The organism is Sphingomonas oligophenolica, from assembly GCF_006438955.1.
In the GTDB taxonomy this organism is placed as follows: domain Bacteria; phylum Pseudomonadota; class Alphaproteobacteria; order Sphingomonadales; family Sphingomonadaceae; genus Sphingomonas; species Sphingomonas oligophenolica_A.
The window spans coordinates 72,970-89,721 of the sequence record NZ_RCZK01000010.1; the positions used below are offsets into that span (position 1 = coordinate 72,970).

The window sequence follows — 16,752 nt, forward strand, 5'->3', positions numbered from 1 at the left end:
TCGAGCGATTCACGTGCGGCGCGCTTTTTTTTCCATCCTCGGTTGCTGGCGGAGACTGAATCAGATTGCGACGCCCGGATCAATGGGTCCTGAGCCTCGCACCTCAATCGCGGAAGCAGCTCGAGATTTGCTCGCTAGCACCCCGCCAGCAGGCCTCGCCTCCACCGAATGGCTACTGTCCCCGAGCCCCGGTGCAGCCAAGCCAAGTCAATCTTCAAACAGCGCCGGCCGCGGGTCCATTGTCGCAAGCGCATCGATCCAGGCGATCTGGCGCGGCAGGCAAACGGTCTTGAGGTCGTAATTCTCGACGATAGTCCGGCGTGCCTCCGCGGCAATCCGGTCGCGCATCGCCCCGTTGGTCAATAGTTCCACTGCACGATCGACCAGCGCGGCCCCGTCAAAAAACGGGAATAGGACCCCGTTGCGCCCATCCTTGATCACTTCGCGCAGCGGCGCGGTGTCGCTACCCAGAATCGCGGTACCCAGCGCCATTGCTTCCATCAGGCTCCACGAAAGCACGAAGGGGTAGGTGAGATACACGTGTAGCCTCGAGATCGCGAGCAGTTCGAGGAAGACCGGATACTCCAGACTACCGACGAAATGGACGCGCGACATATCGAGATTGGCTTGCACCTCCGCCAGGAAACGAGCCTTCCAGGTTCCCTCGGAGGGCTTGCTACCGTAGCTCACTCCTTCCGCTCCGACGATGATCACCCGCGCGGTGGGGCGTCGGCGCAGCAGCTCAGGGAGCGCGCGCATGAAGATATGATAGCCGCGATAGGGCTCCAGATTGCGCGAGACGAAGGTGATGATCTCATCGCTTTGCGAAATCGCACGGCCGCTCCCCAATTTCAGTGACGCGCGAGGGTTCGGCGCAATGACATCGGTATCGATTCCGTCGTGGATCACCGTGATCCGCTCGCGAAATGATGCAGGATAGGTGTCCGCCTGAAAGCTGGTGGGAGAAATCGCGGCATTTGCCATGGGAAAATGCAGCCGCTGCGGCAACGTTTTCAGCTTAATGCGTGTGCGCGCTTCTGTGGTATCATGGCCGTCCTCGAATTCCGGGTCGAAGCCGTGGTCTAGCCCGTCGACGCCGTAGAAAAATTCGCAGTAAATGCCGAGCCGCGCGGAAGGCCACACCTCCTTGAGAAACAGCATGTCGCCCCATGCCGGATGGCCCACGATCACGTCTGGCGTAAACCCACTCTCTCGTAGCGTCATTGCCTGCCGGAACGCGGCCTCCGCCCGGATCAACTTCGTTTCGGTTTCCTGTGCCCAGGGGTGTTGCGATCCCGTACCCAACTTGGGCGGGCATGAATGGATCCGCACGCCCGGCATGGGGGCGCCCCCGTTCATCGTCATCGCCACGACCTCGTCGCCGCGCGCGGCCAAAGCAGGCGCCAGATGTTTGAACTGACCCGGAAAGTTCTGGTGCACCAGCAGGACACGCATGGGGTTCAGCGCGCCGTGCGGCTATGTACAGGCTTAATTTTCACGGAAGGCATTCTCCCCCAGCCGGGTGAATGGCGTCAGCAGATAGCTCATGATCGAGCGCTGATCGCCGATCAGATTGACGTCTGCGGTCATCCCTGCGCCGATAGCGTAACGCTTTCCCGTCAGCGATGTCAGCTGGTCCGAGTGGGTCCGGATCCGCACCATATAATGCGTGTCGCCGGTCCGTTCCTCGACAATCGCATCGGGAGATATGCCGACAACCCTGCCCTCGATGCCGCCATAGATCGAGTAGTCGTAGGCGGTAATCTTGACGAGTGAGCGCTGGCCAATCCGGACGAACGCAATGTCACGCGGGCGAACCGCGGCCTCGATTGTCAGGCCCGAATCGGACGGAACGATCTCGACAAGCGGCTCTGCAGGGCGGGCGGTGCCTCCGACAGTGTTGACCAGCACGCGGTTGACCCGCCCGGTAAGCGGCGCTCGCACCACCGTCCGGTCAAGACGATTTTCCAGCGCTGGCATCGCCTGGCGGCGACCGGCGGCTTCGGCCTGGGCCGCCGCCAGTTCGGTCGCGGCCTGCGATCGCCAATCCTGACGGGCCTGTGTCATCGCCGCCATCGCTTCGGCGACGCCCGACTGCGCGCGCGCGATCGTCGCTTGCGATGCTGCCACTTGCGCCTCCGCGATGCTCGCTTGCCGCTGCGCCTGGATCAGTGACAGGCGGGGCTCGACCCCGCTCGCAACCAGCGGTCCGAGGATTGACACCTGCTGCTGAGCACCATCGCGTGCCGCCGCAGCCGCATCGCGGTTGGCTTTCGTCTCCGTAACCGATCGCTGCGCCTGGGTCAGACGCGCGCGCGCCGCAGACGACAGGCTCGCGAGGTCCGCCTGGCGCGACAAATACAGTGAGCGTTCGATATTTACCTGTTCCTGTACCGCCGCATCCGACGATTGCGGAAAGCGTGGCTCACGGCCCTGCACCTCGGCCTCGAGCCGCGCGATCTTCGCGTTGAGTGATGCCAGGGTCGAATTGCTGCTCGAGAAATCGGACGAGGACAATGTGTTGTCCAGCTTGATCAGGGGCTGACCCTCTTTCACCATGTCGCCCGGCTTGACGAGTATTTGGCTGATCACGCCGCCTTCAAGATTGGACACCAGCTGGAGCTGCGCCGTCGGCACGACGCGGCCCTGGGTATGGACGGTACGGTCCAGCTTGGTGAAGCTGGCCCAGACTAGGAGCAACACGAGGAAGCCGAGGATCGACCACAGCAGGATGTTCGACATCCGGCGTGGCTGGATGAAGGAAGTCGCGGGATTGGAGGGTTCCGCCGGGACGATGGGGGTTAGCATTTGCATGATGGTCAAGCGGCTACAGGGCGCGTGATGGCGCGCAGAACTTCGTCGCGCCTACCGTCGGTGGCGACCTTGCCGTCCGCGATGATGACGACACGATCGACGAGCCGCAGCAGCGACATGCGATGGGTGATGACGATGAGGGTGCGCCCCTTGACCTCCTGCATCAGGCGATCGATCAGGCCGTTTTCGCTCTGGCTGTCCATTCCGCTGGTCGGTTCGTCGAAAATCAGCATACCGGGCTGCCCAGCGAGCGCGCGGGCGAGCGCGATGCTCTGCCGCTGACCACCCGAGAGACTCTCGCCACGATCACTCAATCTGAGATCATAACCGTTGGCGATCCGCCCGACGAAATCGTGCGCGCCGGTGAGCTTGGCCACGCGGACCATCTCTTCGTCGTCGATATGGTCGCGCTCGAGGACGATATTTTCGCGAATCGAGCCTGACAGGAGCACACTTTCCTGGAGCGAAGTGCCGATGTTGCGGCGCAGTGTCGCAGCGTCGAGCTGGCGAACGTCAGAGCCATCGACCAGCACCAGCCCATCGCTCGGCTCATACAGCCCGAGGGCAAGCCGCGCGAGCGTAGACTTGCCCGACCCGACCCGGCCGAGGATACCGACGCGCTCACCCGGCTGGATGGTTAGGCTGATCCCGGCGACCGCATCCTCCTTCGCACCGGGATAGCGAAAGCTGACATTGCGAAATTCGATCAACCCGTCGATTTTGGCAGGCTTGAGCTGATTCTGTCCGCTACCCTCGTCATTGTCCTCCATAAAAGGCCGCAACGTCCGGTAGGCGGTCTGGGTCGAAGTTAGTCGCGACAGCAGCTGCGCGATCTGCCCGAGCGGGGCCACCGCACGGCTGCTGAGCAGCGAGCAGGCGATCAAGCCACCCATCGTCAGGCTGCGGCTTTCGATCATGAAGACACCCACCACAACCGTCCCCGCATAAGAGATAGTGCCAGCCGCGTTGGCCACGTTCATGCTGATCGTCGAGATCAGCCGCTGGCGGATGGATACATGAGCGAAATAATCGATCGAGTGCAGCCAGCGCTTCATCAACAGCCCGCCGGCGCCGGTGGCCTTGACGGTTTCCAGGCCGCCGATCGTCTCGACGAGGACCGCCTGCTTGCTGAGACCTTCGTTCATCGCCTCGGCGGACAGCCGATCCATCGCCGGGTAGCTCAATGCACCTGCCAGCACGACCAGCGGAACCATGGTTGCCGGCACCAACACGATCCAGCCGCCGATCGCCGCGATCACCGTCAGAGTCAGCAGCACGAACGGCAGATCTACGAGCGCGCTCATGGTGGCGGACGCGAAAAAGTCCCGCAGCGAATCGAGTTCGCGCATCGTACCCGCCAGCGCGCCCGTGGAGCCGCGGCGCGATGCCATGCGCATCGAAATCAGGCGATTGAATGCCAGTTCGCCGATCGAGCGGTCAACGTTGACTCCGGCGATATCAACGAAATAGGCACGGAGCGAGCGGAGGACAAAGTCGAACAGGACGACAAGGCTCATCCCGATCGCCAACCCCACGAGCGACGTCGTCGCATTGTTCGGCAACACGCTGTCGTAAACCGTCATCGAGAAGATCGATACGACGAGCCCAAACACGTTGATCAGAGCGGCCGTGATGCCGACCTTCATATAGTTACGCTTGTTCTGCATCATCGGCTTGATCAGCCAGTCAGCGAAGCCCTTGCGCGTGGCACGGAACATGGCGTCGTCGGTCATTGGTCGAACTTTCGCGTATCATATGTAGGAATGCCAAAGGCGTCGAGCAATTTGCCGGTACGCGACAAGAGCACATAGCGCGCGGCGTCGCGTTGCGAGAGCGCCTGGATATAGCCGATCGCGGCCGAATAGAAGGTGTCGCTCGCGTTCAGGACGTCGAACAACGTTCCCCGCGAATAGCGGAAGCGTTCGATCGTGGCGTCGCGCGTCCGCAGCGTCGCAATGTACGACGCCTCCAGCGCCGCGCGCTGCTGTTCGAGCGAGCCGAGATCGCTGAACGCGGTTTCTGCATCACGCGCGTTCTCCTGCGCGATCCGCCTGGCGCGGGCGTCCAACGCGTCGGCATGCGCGGCCGCGCTCCTGGCGCGTTCCGGCAAGCCGCCGAAGAAGCGCTGTCTCAACGTGATGCGGGCGACCACGTCGTAATCGCGGTTCGACTGAATAAGCCCATAGCGACCGGCATTGAGCGAGGCCGAGATGTTGGGCAAAAGATCACGCGTCGATGCCTTGGCATCGCGGGTCGCGGCGAGCGCCTGTTCGCGCGCCGCGCGGGTCGTCGCGGTGGTCGCGGCGGCATCGCGCGCCGCGTCGATCGTCGCGGGAATATCGCCGAGGTCGGGCGCGCGCATCAGCCCGGGGGGGGGCGGCGATCCGGTCAATTCGCGAAAACGCGCCTCCGCGGAGGCCAGCTGCTGGCGGAAGCGGGCGATCCGGATATCAAGGTTGGCCACCGCGTTCTCGATCAGCGCGGCGTCGGCGGGCGCAGAGACGCCCCCGTCGATCCGTTGCGCGATCGCGGCGCGATTGCGCACCAATTCGGTGCGATAGCTGTCAGTCAACGCGACCACTGTGCGCAGCGTGTAGACATCATACCAGGCGGCGACGGTGTTGAGCGCGACCTGGTCTGCCGCATTGTCGACGCCATAGGCTGCGGCGCGCAGCCGTGACCCGGCCGCCTTCACCCGGTTCGCGGTGGCACCGAAATCGGTCACGAGCTGGTTGACGGTCGCGAGCGCATCGAAGCGCTGGTCGGCGCGCGTCCGTTCGACGATGTTGTCGATGCTCTGTCCGGCGAACTGGCGCCCCAGCACGCGGAAACCGGGAACGTCGACCTCGGCGGAGGGATAATATTGCGCCTTTTGCTGGTCGCGGGCGTAGCGTGCCTCGTTCGTATAGGCCTCATTCTCGGTCAGCGCCGGATGCTGGTCGACCGCCGCGACGACGAGGCGGCGGAATTCCTCGGGCGACGCGGTGGTCAGCGCGCTCGACAGGATCGGATCCTTGGCGACGTCGAGCTCCATCGGACGACTCGTCGCGCGCGGTAGCCGCGTTGCGGGCGGAGCGTCGGACGGCAGCGCTGCGGCTGGCAGCGGTAGCTGCGGCCCGGCGGGGGCGGGCGGCCCGTAGGCCGGGGCGGCAATGGTCGTGCCGACGCCGGTGCCGATCGCGGGTAGTTGCGGCTGGCGGATGTCGGTCGTCACCGGCGGTACGACGACGGTGGTGGTCGGCGCGGGGGCGGGGTTTTCGGCGGAGGAGGGCGGGCGGATCCGGATCGGTGCCGGATCGGCCTGGAGTGCGCCCACGCCGGGTTCGCCGATCGAGGGCGAAGCCGTCCCGGCGGCGGTACCGGCAACGGCGATCGCGGGCGTGACGGGAATTCCGGCGAGCGCCGCGCCGATTGCCGACAGGTAGAGGCCCGCGCGGAACGCGCGCCGTCGGGGCAATATCGTTACGTGCATGCGGATATGGTCCTCAGGCGAGCGGCAACCACTGGCTCGCACCCGTCCCTCGGGTGGCGCGCTATACCGCAAGCCACGCGACATGTCCACGCCGCGCCATGCCGCTAACCGATGAAGAATTCGTCATCTTTGGCGCGGGTTAGCGCACAAAAAAAGAGGGCCTCCGCAAGCGGAGGCCCTCCCGTTGGTCGATGTGCCGACGCTGATCCGCAGGATCAGGGCGTGGGCAACGTGCCAGCTGGGGTGAGCACGAAGTCTGCCGCAGTGAGCGTCGTTCCCGGATTGACCGTCGCGAACAAGACAGCAGCACCGGCTCCAGCACCATCCTGGTCGTAGAAGATACGACCAGTCGACGCGTCATACAGGATTGTCGCCGTGGTGCCCGTTGCAACGGTGCCCATCTGGAACTCCGTTCCATCAATCGTCGCACCGAAGCCCGTGAACTGTCCCGCATCGAGTGAGATCTTGTCACCCTGAGCCGAGCTGAAGTCGGCGATGAAGTCAGCGTTAACAGCGCCCGCAGCGGTGTTTCCGACGTTAGCGGATGCGAAATGGAACTTATCCGCGCCACCCAGACCGGTGAGCGTATCGTTTCCAAGCCCACCGACCAGCACGTTGTTGCCGTTGCTGCCCGCGATGCCGTTGTTCAGATCGTTACCGACCAGTGTCAGCGTCGTCATGTCCGACTGACTGGCTGCAGCAAGGTTTTCGACGTTAGCCGACAGCCCGTAGTTCGCGCTGGTGTAGACGATATCAGTACCTTCGCCCGTCGCTTCAACGACCACATCACCCTGACCGACAACGATGTTGCCGTTCGCATCGATGTTGCTGGTGTAGACGCGATAGGTGTCATTGCCGAGGTAGCCGGTCAACGTATCACCCGCTGCGCCGCCACCACCGTTGAGGATGTTGTCGTTGGAGTTGCCCTGCAAGGTCTGAGCGAACTCGTTACCCACGAGGACCGTACCATTGGTGCCCGTCGTGATGGCGCCCGTGCCCGTCGCGGTGGTGAAACCGAGATTGGCACTGACACCCGCCGTCAGGGCATAACCACCGGTCGCACCCGAATAGAGTACGAGGTTACCCGCCGACGCATCCTGGATGGTCGCGAGGCTGTCCGAGACGTTATACGTGTCGACGGCGGTGCCACCGATCAGCGTATCCGCTCCGCCACCACCGATCAGCGTCGACGACGCGGCTGCTATACCGTCGATGCGCTGTGCAAACGCGTTACCAATGACGGTGCTGACGCCATTGCTCATCGTGATGCGCTCAACTTCAGCGTTGGTCGCCAGAGCGTAAGTGTTTAGCGCAGTACCTGTGCCAGTGTAACCAACACCGAATACGATGGTGTCGGTGCCTCCGCCAGTTGCCTCGATCACGACGTCGTTCGCCGAATTGATCGTGTAGGCGTCGTTACCGCCCATGCCCTGAAGCGTGTCGCCTACACGAGCGCCATTTGCTGCAACCACCGTATTCTGGGTGCCGTCGATGTTGTTCACACCGGCGTTGCCAACGATCAGGTTACCGATGAGGTTACCGGTCAGATTGATGGCAGTCGTTGCCGATTGATCGGCAGCGGAAAGATTTTCAACAAACGCAGCACCGGCACCAGCAGCGCCCAAAGCGAGGCTGTAGGTTGCGCTCGTGAACACGGTATCAGTGCCATTCAGCGAGCCGTCGCTACCAGCGACCACCGTGAGCGTGTTGTCGTAGCTGCGCTCGTCGACAACATCGTTCTGACTGTAAACACGGTACGTGTCATTACCCGCACCGCCACGGAGAGTGTCAAAATTCGCCCCGCCGACCAGCGTGGTTCCGCCGTCAAGGACGTTGTTGCCCGCGTTACCGTAGATCGTTTGTGCGCCGTTATTTCCGACAAGGACCGCATTCGTCGTGGTCGCTAGCTCGATATCGCCCGCGCCGGCCACGTTGTTGGCCTTGCCAATCGCCATGACATCGATCGCCGATGTTTCGGCAAGTTTGTAGCCGACGCCAGTGCCGTTGAACACGAGAGTATCGGTCGTCGCCGTCGTGCCGTCCGACGCCAAACCGGTTTCGGTAACAACGTCGTCAATCTGATCGACGACATAGGTGTCGTTGCCGAACCCGCCGATGAGGGTATCGGCACCGCCACCACCGTTCAGCGTTTCCGCCGTAGCGTTTGCCGCCGCCGTGTTACCGAAAATGGTCTGTGCAAGGTTGTTGCCTGCAACGCTTACCACGCCGGTGTTGTTAAGCCGGATGGTTTCGATCGAGATGTCCGCTGCCAGCGTGTAGCTCGTCGCAGCACCGGTCTGGAACGTCAGCGTATCGTTGCCGTTACCCGCGGTTTCGTTAATCACGGTTTCAGTACCAGCTACGCCGGTTGCAATGACCTGGTAGGTGTCGTCACCACCAAGACCGGTCAGCGTGTCGCGTACACCAGCAGCCTCCGACGTATTTGCACCGCCAGTCAGCACGTTCGTACCGGCGTTGCCGATGATCTGCTGAGCGAAGTCGTTACCGGTCAGGTTGAGGTTCGACGTGCTGCTCTGATCCGATGCAGACAGACCTTCGACCGCGGCGCCCGTCGTGAGCGTGTAGGTTGGAAGCGCCTGGCCCTGCGCCGAGAGATCGGCAGCCGAAACGTAAACGAGGTCGGTGCCCCCGCCAGCGATTTCTACGATGGTGTCGGCGACGTTGCGAACGACATAGGTGTCGTTGCCCGCACCGCCGGTCAGCGTGTCGCTGAGCGCTGGGTTCGTGTTACGCCCGCCGTCGAGGGTATCGACGCCCGCCGTGCCGTACACGTTCTGAGCGAATTCGTTGCCGATCAGCACGATGCCAGCGGTGGAGCCAGTCGCAACACCGGCGGTCAGAGCAACCGCTCCGGCGTCCGTCGTTGGCGCTGCGGCGTATTGCAGCACTTCGACCGCTGCGCCCGCGTTCAGTCGATAATTGGCCGATGCGCCAACGATGTCGGTCCCCGTGCCCGCTGCGGTCTCGACGATCACGTCACCGAGCGAATCAACATAATAGCTGTCGCCGCCGTCGCCGCCGGTCAGGCTGTCGTTGCCAGTGCCACCGTCGAGAATGTCGGCAGCCGTGCCGCCGGTGAGGGTGTCGTTGCCCGCCAGGCCACGCAGCGTGTCTGCACCGCCGTTGCCGGTGATGGTATCGGCATCTGCCGTGCCTACGAGAAGATCGGCGCCAGCGCCGCCACGAATATCTGCCATGCGTATACTCCCTTATAAAAACGTTCGAGAACCAAAAAATCGCTACTTGGAAACGGCGGACTGGTCAGGCTGCGAATACAGAATAGTTCAATAGCGGAGGGATTTCCCGATTGTCCGCCACTGTCACCACAACTCTCGCAACCAACCTGGGTTCACGGTCTCCTCGTTACACCTCGCGCTGCTTAACCGACCGAAATGGCGATAGCAAGCCTGTTAGTGCCGGCGCAAAGAGTTGGCAGGGCAGCCTAAATTCCGATGAGCGGGTGGGGTGCTGGCGCCCATATTCCCATTCGATTCGCGAGGTTTGGGAGGAGTGGCGCGGTGCGATGCGGTGGCGCACGCCGGGCGCGGCGCGAGCCCAGGAAAGGCGGAAGTGATCCCGCCCCATCGGCAGGCGAGACTGATGTCGGTTAAGACGATGTATACGACGGCGTGCGGTGGCCTGGCCATGTTCCAGTCCGAAACCACCCGGAAGACCGTGATGGTGCCCGCACACGGTAGTGCGACGACCGCGACGGCCAGGACGCATCGGAGGCGGTCACGCACCGCGGGGTCGACCGCGGCACCGCGCCACGGTAAGCGCGGCCCATCAATAGCAATGGACCGGGTGAGACACGTTGCAGCAAGAATGGGCCCAGCAGGCGGGCAAAGCGCAGGCGGACAAAGCGCAGGCGGACAGCGCGCAGGGGGCGCACGGGCAGGGGGCGGATCGGCACGATCGCGCGGCCTGGCGGCAGGATGCGCCTGCCTGGGCCTATAGCGCGTTCCTGGTGTTCGTGCTGTTGACCGGGGGTTCGTCGCGCGCCGATTCGATCGGGCAGCCCATCGTGCGGGCGATCTCGATCCTGTTCGTGGCGGTGCTGGCGATGGTGTGGCGCCCCGCGGAATGGCGCTCGCTGCGGCTGCCGATCGGGTTCGTCGCGGTCGTCACGCTGATGGTCGCGGCGATGCTGGTGCCGGTGCCGCCAGGAATCTGGACCGCGCTGCCCGGCCGCGACCTGATCGCGCGGGCGGCACCGCTGCTGGGAATCGCGCAGCCGTGGCGACCGCTCGCGATTTCCCCGCCACTGGCGGTCAATGCGCTGTTCGCGCTGATCCCCGCGATCGCGGCGCTGGTCGGACTGGTGTATCTAACCCCGCTACAGCGCGCGCGGCTGGTTTCGACAATGGTGGTGCTGGTGCTGGCGAGCGCGGTGCTCGGGCTGGCGCAGATGTCGGCGGGAACCGGGCTCGGCTGGTACGGGACCGCCGACCGCGATGCGGGCGCCGGGCTGTTTGCAAACCGCAACCATGAGGCGCTGTTCCTTGCGCTCGGGTTCCCGATGCTCGCGATCTGGGGCACGTCGTCGGCGATCCGGCATCCGACGCTCGTTACCCGGCGCTGGCTGGCGACCGGGGTGACGGTGTTCCTGTGCCTCGCGATCCCGACGACCGGGTCGCGGGCCGGGCTGGCGCTCGGCGCGATCGGGTTGCTGGTCATTGGCGTGCTCTGCGCCGCCGCGATCCGCCGCGGGGTCCATCGGCTCCCCGCGCGCTGGCGGCTCGCGAGCTTCGCGGCGGCGCTCGGGGCGATCGTGCTGGTCTTCGTGGTCGCGCTGACGTTCCGGCAGGCGACTTCGGTCCAGCGGCTGTTTTCACTCGACGTCGGGGCAGACGAGCGGGCGATGGCGCTGTCGACGCTAAAGGCGGTGGCGGCGAGGTATTTTCCGGTTGGTACCGGGTTCGGCGGGTTCGAACCCGCTTTTCGCGCGGCGGAGCCGTTCGCGCTGTTGAAATTCACCTATCTGAACGCGGCGCATAACGACTTTCTGCAGCTGGCGATCGAGGGGGGCGCGGCAGGACTGGCACTGCTCGCGGCCTTCGTCGGCTGGTGGCTCTACCGCAGTGTCGTCGTCTGGCGGATGGCGACCGCGGTCTCGCACGTCCGGCTGGCGCGCGCCGGATCGGCAATGGTGTTCATGACGTTGCTCGCGAGCGCGACGGACTATCCGGTTCGGACGCCATCGATCATGGTGACGCTGATCCTCGCGTGCGCCTGGATGCAACTGCCGCGCAACCGCTCCGTCCCGCGATGATGCGCTTTACGGCCCATGGTTACTCCCTTATAGCGACCGGGATTATTTTACCGGGAATTCAAAACACCGATGCGGTTTTTAGTACCTGTGCTCTCGGGCGCACTTATTCTTACGGGCTGCGCAACCGATCGCATTCGCCCCGTTCCCGGGTTGGAACTGATCGAATCGGCGGAACTGCCGAAGCCGTCTCGTGCTGACCTCGTCGCGCCTGATCGGGAAAGCCTGATCGGCCCCCTCGATACGCTGGGAATTGATGTCTACGGCGTTCCCTCACTCAGCCTCGAAACGAAGGTTGATTCGAGCGGCCGGATTTCGATGCCGGTGGTGGGGGTGATCGATGCACGCGGCATGACTTCCCTGGAGCTGCAACGCTTCATCGAAGACAGGCTGCGCAAATATGTCAAGAACCCGACGGTCACGGTCAATGTGCGCAGTTCCGTTAGCCAAGTGGTCACGGTGGACGGTTCCGTGATCGAGCCCGGGCTGTTTCCGGTTACCAATCAGACCACGCTCATGCGCGCGATCGCCTTGGCAAAAGGATTGTCCGAATTTGGTAAGCTGGACGATGTCGTCGTTCTGCGTACCGTCAATAATCAGCGGATGGCGGGGCTGTACAACCTCGGCGCGATCCGGCGGGGGGTATACCCAGACCCCGCGATCTACGCGAATGACGTCGTGATCGTCGGCGACTCTCCGTCACGACGGTTGTTCAAGAGCCTGGTCTCGCTCGCACCAGTATTGACCGCGCCGCTCATCGTGCTGCTACAAAATCGCTCAAAGACAAATTAATTGAAGTGCCCAGGTCATGAATGAAGCAACTATCGGAACGCGTTTCGCGCCGGGCACCGTCACGGCACTGACCGTCGATGCGGGGAGCCATGAAGAGCAGTCGGCGTTTCTGCGCCAATATGGCATGTTGTTCTGGCGCTGGCGCAAGGTCGTGCTGGGTGCGTTAGCCGCGTGCGTATTGTTGGGGCTGATAGTCACGTTGCTGATGACGCCGCAGTTCACCGCGATCAGTACGATCGAAATATCGCGCGATTCGGCGAAAATTGTCAGTATGCAAGGCGTCGAACAAGACGCGACCGATGCCGATCAGGAGTTCTACCAGACTCAGTACGGGCTCTTGAGGGCGCATTCGCTGGCCGAACGGGTGGCTTCCGAGCTAAAACTCGTCGACGATCCCGCTTTCTTCGCGCTGTTCAACGCGGACAAGAACGGCAAGCTGTTTTCCACCGCAGCGGGACGCTCCGTGCCGATCGCCAGTCGCGAAATCAGACTCCGAGCGGCGGGATCGGTGCTGCTTGACAACCTGCGGGTGTCGCCGACCCGGATGTCGCGATTGGTGGACATCAGCTTCACCAGCCCGGACGCCGCGCTGTCCCAGAAAGTAGCGAATGCATGGTCGAAGGGGTTTATCCAATCGAACCTGGAGCGCCGGTTTGGGGCAAGCTCCTATGCGCGCGACTTCCTGGAAAGCCGGCTTCAACAGTTGCGGGTAAAGCTCAATGACTCCGAGCGCGCCCTCATGAACTATGCGCGTGCGCAACGGATCATCACGTTGCCCGGGGCAGGAAAGGACGGATCCGAGCAGTCAACGATCGCGTTCGACCTTGTCGCGCTTAACGGCTCGCTTGCTTCAGCTACGTCAGACCGTGTAGCCGCTGAGGCGCGCTATCAAGCCTATCGCAAACGGCCTGGCGAAACCGCCGAAGCCCTCACTAACAATTCGTTGAACGACATGCGTACAAAGCGATCCGAATTGGCTAGCGAATACACTAAGTTGTTGACCCAATTCGAACCGGCATATCCGCCAGCCACCGCACTCGCGCGTCAGATTGCGCAAGTCGACCGCAGCATCGCAGGCGAGGAGGCACGGATTGGAGGAGCGATCCGGGCAGGTTATGATTCAGCGCTGGCGCGTGAGCAGGCGTTGCAGGCCAAGGTATCGGATCTCGAATCGAGTTTTCTCGATCAACGTCGCCGTAGCATCCAGTATCGCGTCCTGCAGCGAGAGGTCGACACCAATCGTCAACTGTATGACGGGCTGCTTCAACGGTATAAGGAAATCGGCATCGCCGGCGGCGTCGGCACTAACAACGTCGCGATCGTCGACCTGGCCGACCTGCCACTGCGACCATCGAGTCCCCGCCTGTTGCTCAATTTGATACTAGCGATCTTCGCTGGGGTGTCGATTGGTGGCTTGCTCGCATTTTTGCTCGATCAGAGTGACGAGACAATTTCGGATCCCTCCGAAGCTGAGAGGCTTGTCGGCCTTCCGCTACTCGGCAGCATCCCGAAACTCGGCGGCGGGACGACCCCGAGCGAGGCCTTGCTCGATCGGAAATCGGCGCTTGTCGATGCGTATCTGGCTGTGCAGACGAGTCTGCAATTCTCGACCGAGCGAGGCATGCCGGGCTCGCTCGCGGTCACCAGCACGCGGCCGGGCGAGGGCAAATCAACCACCGCACTCGCGCTTGCGACGTTGTTGGCGCGTTCGCAACGCAAGACGGTCCTGATTGACGGCGACATGCGCTCTCCATCGATCCATCACCTGATCGGGACCAATCACGACCGAGGGCTGAGCAATTACCTCGCGGGAGATTCGACCGCCGAAGATCTGCTGATGCCGGTGCCGGAATTCGGCTTCACCGCGATCACCTCTGGTCCAATCCCGCCGAACGCCGCTGAACTGCTTACCGGCAATAGGCTCTCAGCTCTGATCGAAGAACTGCTCAGGACGTTCGACCATGTGGTAATCGACGCGCCGCCGGTGATGGGGTTGGCCGACGTACCCCTCATCGCGGGACGAGTAGAGGGCGTGATCTATGCGGTAGAATCTCATGGTATTCGTGCTAGCTTGGTGCGGACCGCGCTAGCACGGCTCTCGTCGTCAAGCTCTCGAATATTGGGCGTTGTCGTGACCAAGTTCGAACCGAAACGCGCGAACAAGGGTTATGGTTATACCTATGGCTACGATTACGGACAGGAAAAGAAAAAACGGTCTTTGCTGGGCGATTAGACCCAGATGAGCATCCTGCGCTCAAGTACCGCGAGGTCGACGGTTGCGCGGTTGCTGAGCGGAGCAACGGCGCTCGTTCTGATTATTGTCGTCGCGCGGATCAGCTTGGCAATGGTGCTGGTGTCGAGCGATCCGATAACGGCCCTGAAGCTTAATCCGGCGCTGCCTGCCGCGCTGGCGTCGCAGGCGTATGACGACATCAGTTCGTCGCCGAGCCGGGCTGGCACCGAGCGCGCTATACTGGCGACTCGCGCTGCGCTGAACCGCGATCCGATGAGCGCAACGGCAGCGGCCAATCTCGGACTGGCGCTTGACATCAAGGGCGACCGCACGACCGCGATCAAGCTGATTGATTATTCCGAAGCACTGTCGCGGCGCAATCTGGTCACTCAGCTATGGCTAATCGAATACTGGGTTTCGAAGGGCGACGTCCCGCGTACTTTGTTTCATTACGATGTCGCAATGCGGACCTCCCGGGCTGCACCAGGACTGCTGTTTCCCGTGCTGGTATCGGCGACTAACGACGCTGCACTAATCGCCCCGTTAGCGCAGGTGCTGGCCAAACAGCCGGAATGGAGTTCGCAATTTATTCAGCAACTTGTCCAAAGTGGGGTCAACCTCCCGAACATAGCGCAGCTCTTTGTCGATTTAAAGCGCAGCGGAAAACCAGCCGCGGACCGTGCGCTCGCGACCTTGATTGATCGGCTAATAGCGGTGGAGTCCTATGATGCGGCGAGCCGACTTTATCTGACCTATCGACCTTCCGTAACTTCGCTAGGGATCCGCGACGGAGAGTTCGTGTTGGCGCGCCCCGAACCGACCGCGTTTGACTGGAACTTTCCCGAGGCTGAGGGGCTGTCGGCCGACATTCGCGACGGCGCGCTGCATGTCGACGCAGCGCCCGCGACGGGGGGCGTTGTCGCGCGCCAGCTTGTCAGGTTACTGCCGGGCGCGCACCTCATTCGAGGCCAGAGCATGGGCTTTACCGAGGTTGGCGAAAACGCACCATATTTAACACTGAAATGTGTCGGGAGCGGCCTCGAGGCGGGACGCGTGATGCTGGAGTCTAGCGATAAGCCACAGCGTATCGACTGGTCGTTCGCGGTTCCCACGGGCTGCACCGCCCAATTGCTTGAGGTCGTTCTGCAACCGGTCGACGCGGCGGGGGGTGTCTCCGGACAAATCGATCGGCTGATCCTCGCCCGATAGCAGATTGAACTTGTCCGGGTCGCGGAGCGGTTGCCGCTCATCAAAAACAAAGAAGCTGTGCACACCAATAACCCCGGCGTGATCCGGCGGAAATGATTCGCTGCTTCTGACGAAGGATGCGGCAGATGCGTCAGGCGGGATTGTTCGGCCTATAGGATCAGCTGGAGCCGACCAATCTCGGGCAGCCGTTTTCACTCCTGGACCGCTGTATTGAGGACGAAGTATAGCAGCTTCATTGCGGCATCGTCACCGGGGAAGCGTCCGCGATTCCGCACCGCTCGGCGCCGCCTCGAGTTAAGCGCCTCGATCGCATTCGTCGTGTCGATCATTCGGCGCACGCCATTGGGGAAGGCGAAGAATGGCATCACATGGCCGCGCTTCGAAGGCGTAGAGCGCCGCCAGGTCTGCCTCCGCCATCTCAGCGCGGTAACCGCTGCGTAGCGTCTGCAAGGTCGGTTTTCGGTCGTTCCACGACGCGAAGCCCATGCTGTTGCGCAGCGGATGGCCGATTCAGGTCTGGACGATCGTCGCCGGGATCGCCGCGTTGATCGCCTCGGGAAAGCTCTTCAGGCCATCGACGACAGCGATCAGGATATCGCCACCGCCGCGTGCTTTGAGCTCGTTCATGCCGCGTAACCAGAACTTAGAGCGAATTCCGCCCGATGTGAGTCGATCAGGGATTCCCATAAGCGTGCGGATCTGATTCAGGGTGCTGGCTGGATGGAGGTCGGCATGGATGGGCAAGCCATTATCAATGGATCTGCGTTCGCGGGCACTGGCCGCGGTCGACGAAGGGCTGAGTTGCCGGGCTGCAGCGAGGCGGTTCGGGGTTGCGGCCTCGACGGTGATCCGCTGGCACGACCAGCGTCGCAATACGGGTGGCTATGCCGCCAAGCCGCAGGGCGGAGACACGCGGTCACGCCGGATCGAGTCGCACCGGGA

At 62.7% G+C, this 16,752-nt stretch carries 10 protein-coding genes and 1 pseudogene; 5 read left to right on the forward strand and 6 right to left on the reverse strand.

Translation table 11 applies throughout. The annotated features are described in order from the left end of the window. Positions 1-207: 207 nt before the first annotated feature. The 5 genes from EAH84_RS12260 to EAH84_RS12280 all read right to left on the reverse strand — a co-directional run bounded on the left by EAH84_RS12260 (position 208) and on the right by EAH84_RS12280 (position 9,504). Positions 208-1,455: a glycosyltransferase gene (locus EAH84_RS12260; RefSeq protein WP_140872302.1), complete on the reverse strand. Its 1,248-nt coding sequence runs from the start codon at positions 1,453-1,455 to the stop codon at positions 208-210. 33 nt (positions 1,456-1,488) lie between these two features. Beyond that, on the reverse strand, positions 1,489-2,814 hold the full coding sequence (locus EAH84_RS12265) for an HlyD family type I secretion periplasmic adaptor subunit (RefSeq protein ID WP_241656587.1): 1,326 nt from the start codon (positions 2,812-2,814) through the stop codon (positions 1,489-1,491). 5 nt (positions 2,815-2,819) lie between these two features. Then, entirely contained in the window at positions 2,820-4,547 is a 1,728-nt protein-coding gene (locus EAH84_RS12270) for a type I secretion system permease/ATPase (protein ID WP_140872303.1), read from the reverse strand. After that, a complete protein-coding gene (locus EAH84_RS12275) occupies positions 4,544-6,286 on the reverse strand; it encodes a TolC family protein (RefSeq protein WP_140872304.1) in 1,743 nt (580 codons plus the stop codon). The genes EAH84_RS12270 and EAH84_RS12275 overlap by 4 nt, the downstream gene beginning before the upstream one ends. Positions 6,287-6,501: 215 nt before the next feature. Continuing rightward, positions 6,502-9,504 carry a beta strand repeat-containing protein gene (locus EAH84_RS12280; protein WP_140872305.1) on the reverse strand — a complete coding sequence of 1,001 codons (3,003 nt, stop codon included), beginning with the start codon at positions 9,502-9,504 and terminating at the stop codon, positions 6,502-6,504. A gap of 617 nt (positions 9,505-10,121) precedes the next feature. Between EAH84_RS12280 and EAH84_RS12285 the strand changes: the two genes are divergently transcribed. From EAH84_RS12285 to EAH84_RS16405, 4 genes are all read left to right on the forward strand, one after another. Then, positions 10,122-11,579: an O-antigen ligase family protein gene (locus tag EAH84_RS12285; RefSeq protein ID WP_140872306.1), complete on the forward strand. Its 1,458-nt coding sequence runs from the start codon at positions 10,122-10,124 to the stop codon at positions 11,577-11,579. 150 nt (positions 11,580-11,729) lie between these two features. After that, the gene (locus EAH84_RS12290) at positions 11,730-12,368 is read left to right on the forward strand and encodes a polysaccharide biosynthesis/export family protein (RefSeq protein ID WP_241656585.1); all 639 of its coding nucleotides are present in this window, start codon (positions 11,730-11,732) and stop codon (positions 12,366-12,368) included. A 16-nt stretch (positions 12,369-12,384) separates the two neighbouring features. Then, complete coding sequence (locus EAH84_RS12295; RefSeq protein WP_170209864.1) at positions 12,385-14,601, forward strand: GumC family protein; 2,217 nt, start codon at positions 12,385-12,387, stop codon at positions 14,599-14,601. Positions 14,602-14,607: 6 nt separating this feature from the next. Further along, on the forward strand, positions 14,608-15,810 hold the full coding sequence (locus tag EAH84_RS16405; protein ID WP_241656586.1) for a hypothetical protein: 1,203 nt from the start codon (positions 14,608-14,610) through the stop codon (positions 15,808-15,810). Between the two features lie 194 nt (positions 15,811-16,004). Here the strand turns inward: EAH84_RS16405 and EAH84_RS12305 are convergent. After that, positions 16,005-16,506 (reverse strand): annotated as a pseudogene (locus EAH84_RS12305) (transposase); the annotation flags it as partial. A gap of 40 nt (positions 16,507-16,546) precedes the next feature. Between EAH84_RS12305 and EAH84_RS12310 the strand changes: the two are divergent. Continuing rightward, positions 16,547-16,752: helix-turn-helix domain-containing protein (locus EAH84_RS12310; protein WP_194150404.1), on the forward strand; the 206-nt coding region annotated here is incomplete at its 3' end.

Excerpts from the sequence above, each read along its gene's own strand:
- EAH84_RS12260 (WP_140872302.1), bottom strand. The coding sequence starts at position 1,455 with ATGCGTGTCCTGCTGGTGCACCAGAACTTTCCGGGTCAGTTCAAACAT.
- EAH84_RS12265 (WP_241656587.1), bottom strand. The coding sequence starts at position 2,814 with ATGCAAATGCTAACCCCCATCGTCCCGGCGGAACCCTCCAATCCCGCG.
- EAH84_RS12270 (WP_140872303.1), bottom strand. The coding sequence starts at position 4,547 with ATGACCGACGACGCCATGTTCCGTGCCACGCGCAAGGGCTTCGCTGAC.
- EAH84_RS12275 (WP_140872304.1), bottom strand. The coding sequence starts at position 6,286 with ATGCACGTAACGATATTGCCCCGACGGCGCGCGTTCCGCGCGGGCCTC.
- EAH84_RS12280 (WP_140872305.1), bottom strand. The coding sequence starts at position 9,504 with ATGGCAGATATTCGTGGCGGCGCTGGCGCCGATCTTCTCGTAGGCACG.
- EAH84_RS12295 (WP_170209864.1), top strand. The coding sequence starts at position 12,385 with ATGAATGAAGCAACTATCGGAACGCGTTTCGCGCCGGGCACCGTCACG.
- EAH84_RS16405 (WP_241656586.1), top strand. The coding sequence starts at position 14,608 with ATGAGCATCCTGCGCTCAAGTACCGCGAGGTCGACGGTTGCGCGGTTG.